This is a genomic window from Pseudomonas sp. SWRI18, from assembly GCF_014268345.1.
GTDB classification, from domain to species: domain Bacteria; phylum Pseudomonadota; class Gammaproteobacteria; order Pseudomonadales; family Pseudomonadaceae; genus Aquipseudomonas; species Aquipseudomonas cedrina.
Genome location: NZ_JACCQQ010000049.1, coordinates 1 through 5,050 on the forward strand (window position 1 = coordinate 1; position 5,050 = coordinate 5,050).

The window sequence follows — 5,050 nt, forward strand, 5'->3', positions numbered from 1 at the left end:
CAGCGCGTCGATCCGGATGGTGCCCAGCACTTCAAATCTTATGACGACAAAGGCCGGCTGACGGTTGAGCAGGACCCGCTCGGGGCAATCACGGCGTATCAGTATGACGAAGCCGGGCGTTTGGTGGCGTTGTTTCCGGGGGACGATGAGCCGACTTCCTACGAGCATGACAACGGTTTCGTACGGGTTGTGCGGCGTGGTGAAGCGGTTTGGAAATATGAGCGTAATGATCAGGGCGACGTTACGCGCAAGACCGATCCTGACGGCAATTGCACCTACTACACCTACAACAAACACGGCCAACTGATTGGCGTTTGGTACCCCGATCACAGCTGTCATCGCTTGGTATGGAATGCGCGCGGCCAGTTGCTGGAAGAGCAGTTGCCCAATGGCGACATCAAGCGTTATCGCTATGACGCCCTGGGCCGGCAAGTTGCGTCTGAGGAAAAATATGGCGCCCTGACCCGCTATCAATGGGACAGCGTGGGAAGGTTGATTCGGGTGGCGCTGCCGGGCGGTGCAACGCGCAAATACAGCTACAACCCCTACGGAAAAATCACCTCCGAACGCGATGAACGGGGCCATGTCACCCGCTACGAATATGCCGACGGCCTGCACCTGATCAGCCGCCGCATCAATGCCGATGGCACCCAGGTCAAATACCGTTACAACAACGCCCGGCTGTTGCTGACCGAGATCGAAAACGAAGCTGGCGAGACCTACCGACTCGATTACCACGCCAATGGCCTGATCCAACAGGAAATCGGGTTTGACGGAAAGCGCACCACCTACGTTTACGACCTCAACGGCAACCTGCAGGAAAAGACCGAACACGGCGACGACGGCAGTCAGCTAACCACCCGCTACGAACGCGACCATGCCGGGCGCCTTGTAAGAAAAATCCTGCCCGACGGCAATATCATCGAGTACGCCTACGACCGCCAAGGCAACCTCATCAGCGTCGACGACGGCCACTGGGCGCTGGCCTACGAATACGACCCACAAAACCGCCTCATCGCCGAACACCAAGGCTGGGGCACCCTGCGCTACGGCTACGACGCCTGCGGCCAACTGAAGAACCTGCGCCTGCCGGACAACAACCGACTGGCGTTCAACTACAGCAAAGGCGGCCAGCTCAAGGTAGGGCTAAATGGCCACACACTCACCACGCACCAATTCGATGCCGGTCGAGAGCAATACAGAGGCCAAGGCAAGCAGCTCAGCAGCTACCAATATGACGACCAGGGACGCTTGGTCGACCACGGCCTGTGCGACATCGACGGTGCGGTTTGCCAACGCCAATACCACTACGATAAGCACGGCAACCTCACCCGCCTGCGCGACAGCCGCAAAGGCGAACACCGCTACCACTACGACCCTCTAAACCGTCTAACCCGCGCCGACCATTCACAGGGCGAACAGGAACGCTTCGCCCACGACCGAGCCGGCAACCTGCTCATGCAAGACCGCCCCGGCCCCGACATCGTCGCCGGCAACCGCCTGATGATCCAAGGCGACCGCCACTACGACTACGACGCCTTCGGCAACCTCATCCGCGAACGACGCGGCAAAGGCCAACAACTCGTCACCGAATACCGCTACGACTGCCAGCACCGCCTGATCGGCACCACCCAACCCAACGGAAAAACCGCCAGCTACCGCTACGACCCGTTCGGTCGTCGCATCAGCAAAACCGTCGACGGCATCACCACCGAGTTCTTCTGGCAAGGCGACAAACTCATCGCCGAACACCATGCGGACCGCCACCGCAGCTATCTCTACGAACCGGACAGTTTCCGCCCGCTGGCCCTGCTGGAAGGTTTCGGTCCAAAAGAGACAAAGCCCTACCACTACCAACTCGACCACCTCGGCACGCCACAGGAACTTACCGCCCCGGATGGCGAAATCGTCTGGTCCGCGCATTACCGCGCCTATGGCGAAATCACGCGCCTCGACGTAAACAAAATCGACAATCCCCTGCGCTTCCAAGGGCAGTACTTCGATCAGGAAAGCGGCCTGCACTACAACCGCCATCGCTACTACAATCCGGATATTGGTCGTTACCTGACACCGGACCCGGTGAAGCTGGCGGGTGGGATCAATGCGTACCAGTACGTGCCTAATCCTACCGGATGGGTGGATCCGCTAGGTTTAAGTACCTGCCCCGGCGCCAATGGGTGTAAGTCGTCATTCAACGCTGACGAGCCGGCAAAAAATACCAAGGTAGACGAAGGCAATGCGGAACTGCCGAAGGGCGCGGATAGTAAACTATCTAGAAATGGTGCTTTTAAAAGAGCGAAGGCAATAGGTGAAGTGCCTAAAAATCAACATCCAACGCAGATACGCAGAATTAAGATTACAGATCAAGATCGACACACGGAGGGCAGAGTATATATATTTGAGCTACTGGATCGCGAAATAAAAATTCTCGAACATTCGCTCGGCCATAAAAAGGGTAATCTTGGCCCACACTTCAATACTGAGGTCAGAATTGAAGGGAAACCAGCCCCATTAAAAGACAACGTAGATAACCACTCATACTTTAAGATAAAAAATGAATACAGTCCTCATAAAAGAAATTGGCATTCATCCTTGGGAACAGCTGTATCACTCCAAGGACGAAAACTTCATAACAATTACACTACTTAATCAAGATTATGAAAATGCCTGGGAAACCTGGTGCAAGTTCAGCTTATCACTTACACAGCGCTGGCCAAAAATTGTGCAATGGCATACAAAACTGACACCTTATTTTAGTAAGAGTCAAGAGTACTTAGCGCTGAAGAAGTTTGCTGCGAATTCAACCTCTGGCGACATCTTAAAAAAAGATGAATCAACCGGTATTTATTCTCGAATAACATTACTAAACCCGGATCCTTTCAAAATAGATCGCACACAAATGGCGTGCCTTGGGACTAGCATCACTTTGATGCAAAAACAGAACAGTGCAAACCTAAATACTTGGACAAGACTAAGCAAGCTCGGTTACATCTCAACTATTGAAGATATAAAATTAGTGCTGGCAGACAACCTATCCATCTCGTTCAGTTTCTATAATACAGAAACTCATGGCGCAGCCCAGCTCATTTGCCACTCAGAACATTTGCCTTTTCTAAACAAAATAATTAAAGAAATGTATTTGGAAGAAATCCAGCAGGAGGGTGTTTACGAATATATCCACAGGTAACGGGCTCAAGAGCGTGACACTCATTTTGTTCACTTCACCTGCATGCTCTCAGAAAAGCAGAAAATAAGGCCGCGCAGGCTCATGCCCCACCAACTCGGAGGCTTACGGCTTGCCAAGTCAAATAAACAGACCTCCACACGGCTTTAAAAAATTTCAAACAATCACCTTGAAGTGATGGCGGTAAGCACGACACAAAAAACAGTGCACATATCAATGCATGGACTCATAGAAAAAACGGAACACACTATACATTTGAAGGAGCGGAAAAACCGCGTTTCAGCCAATTGGAAGTTTCGTAATGAACCATCTTGATCTCGAAATAGTTAAGGGCCTCAAAAGCACCAATACCAACTTCACAACTCTATCTAATTCCGAATATGAATTGATCACAAATAAAATAAATGAAACCATTCCATTTTCCGTGTGCAATATCGCATGGAGCTTATTGAATGACAGCATCTACATCGGCGCAACAAGCTCATACGCATCAATGACATTACTTGCAGATACGATAAAATCAGTCACTACGCGTGACGTAATAATTCTAGGCGACTCTATCGATAGCGCATACTCAATCAACATTAACGATATCGCGCAAGCTCTACGGATATTTTCAACAATACCGCAGCATACGTATATCACCCAACAAAATCTAAATTGGATAGCTGGCATGTCTTTTGAGAGTGATATTTACTTTTCAACTCTACAAATCTAAAAATACAACAAACCCGACAAACCTCGTTTTCGGCACAACATACGGCAGAGCGGGTGGCATTGGAGAAAAATAACACATTTCAACTTTCGACTATTAAAAGGCCCCGAGGCGGCAAAGTCATCGGAACAGCACCACACAGACTTCAGGATAAAAAATGAAATTCTGGAATGAATTAGATAAAAACATATTTTTTGAAAAGCTTTTTAGCAGCCCTATAGAAATAAGGGAAATCGCTAAGATTTCTCTACAACTAGACAATGATCGCCCGTCTCTGGGAATCGGATTCGATATACCCGAGTTTCCAGATAATTTACCAGAAAAATGGAAAAACAAAGGTTACAACGTTTGTAGGCTTGGCATTGACTGCTATGGAATTAGCAACCTAAAAATACTAAACATACCTAATCAAGGCGTCTTTTCTATAAAAATAAAGAAAGAAGGCGACCACTTTCGCCTCCAAGCCACCAACAAAAATTCGTCACTTGAACTCAATGCAAAAAACATATTCCTTTGCGATCCAAATGCTTATAAAAAAGACAATAATTAAGACTTTAAAAACTACACTTCGACAAAAAACCATTTACACGGAACTCCAAAATGAAACACTGGAATGAACTAGATAACAGCACATTTTTCAGTAAAATTTTCACCTACCCTGTTGAAATTGGGAAAATATCTCTTATTTCCTTAAGAATAGAAAACGATCAATCTCAAATCAACTTGAATTTTGACATATCCGAATTCCCAGACAACCTTCCAGAAAATTGGAAAAATCAAGGTTACACCATGTGTAGAGTCGGGATAATTTGCAACGACATTAAACATCTGAAAATATTAAACATGCCTAAATATGAACAACTTACCGTAAAAATCAATATAGACGGCAACTGCCACACATTTGAAGCTATCAGTGAAAATGCCTCTATAAAATTCAACGCAAAATCTATGAAGCTCAATGGACCTAATGTTTACATGAACGGCCCAGACAATCGCCATTTCAAAACAACAACAATTACAACTCACGAAAACATTTAAAATGTGGTAATTATTCTAGTGCCCGATCAACCATAACTGCGTAATTGGGGCGTAAACGTGGCTTGGCATAAGACTGTGCTCTATGACCCCCATAGCCAACCCCAATTCGCCCC

4 protein-coding genes are annotated in these 5,050 nt (G+C 47.9%); all 4 read left to right on the top strand.

All coding sequences use genetic code 11. The annotated features are described in order from the left end of the window. A partial coding sequence (locus H0Z09_RS27100) for an RHS repeat-associated core domain-containing protein (RefSeq protein ID WP_186694914.1) occupies positions 1-2,649 on the top strand: 2,649 nt, incomplete at its 5' end. Further along, positions 2,555-3,187, top strand: coding sequence for a hypothetical protein (locus H0Z09_RS27105; protein WP_186694916.1), 633 nt, complete (start codon positions 2,555-2,557; stop codon positions 3,185-3,187). The genes H0Z09_RS27100 and H0Z09_RS27105, both read left to right, overlap by 95 nt. An 869-nt stretch (positions 3,188-4,056) precedes the next feature. After that, entirely contained in the window at positions 4,057-4,449 is a 393-nt protein-coding gene (locus H0Z09_RS27110) for an Imm50 family immunity protein (protein ID WP_186694918.1), read from the top strand. Positions 4,450-4,499: 50 nt separating this feature from the next. Continuing rightward, positions 4,500-4,937 (top strand): Imm50 family immunity protein, encoded by a 438-nt coding sequence (locus tag H0Z09_RS27115; protein ID WP_186694920.1) that lies wholly within the window; start codon positions 4,500-4,502, stop codon positions 4,935-4,937. Positions 4,938-5,050 lie beyond the last annotated feature (113 nt).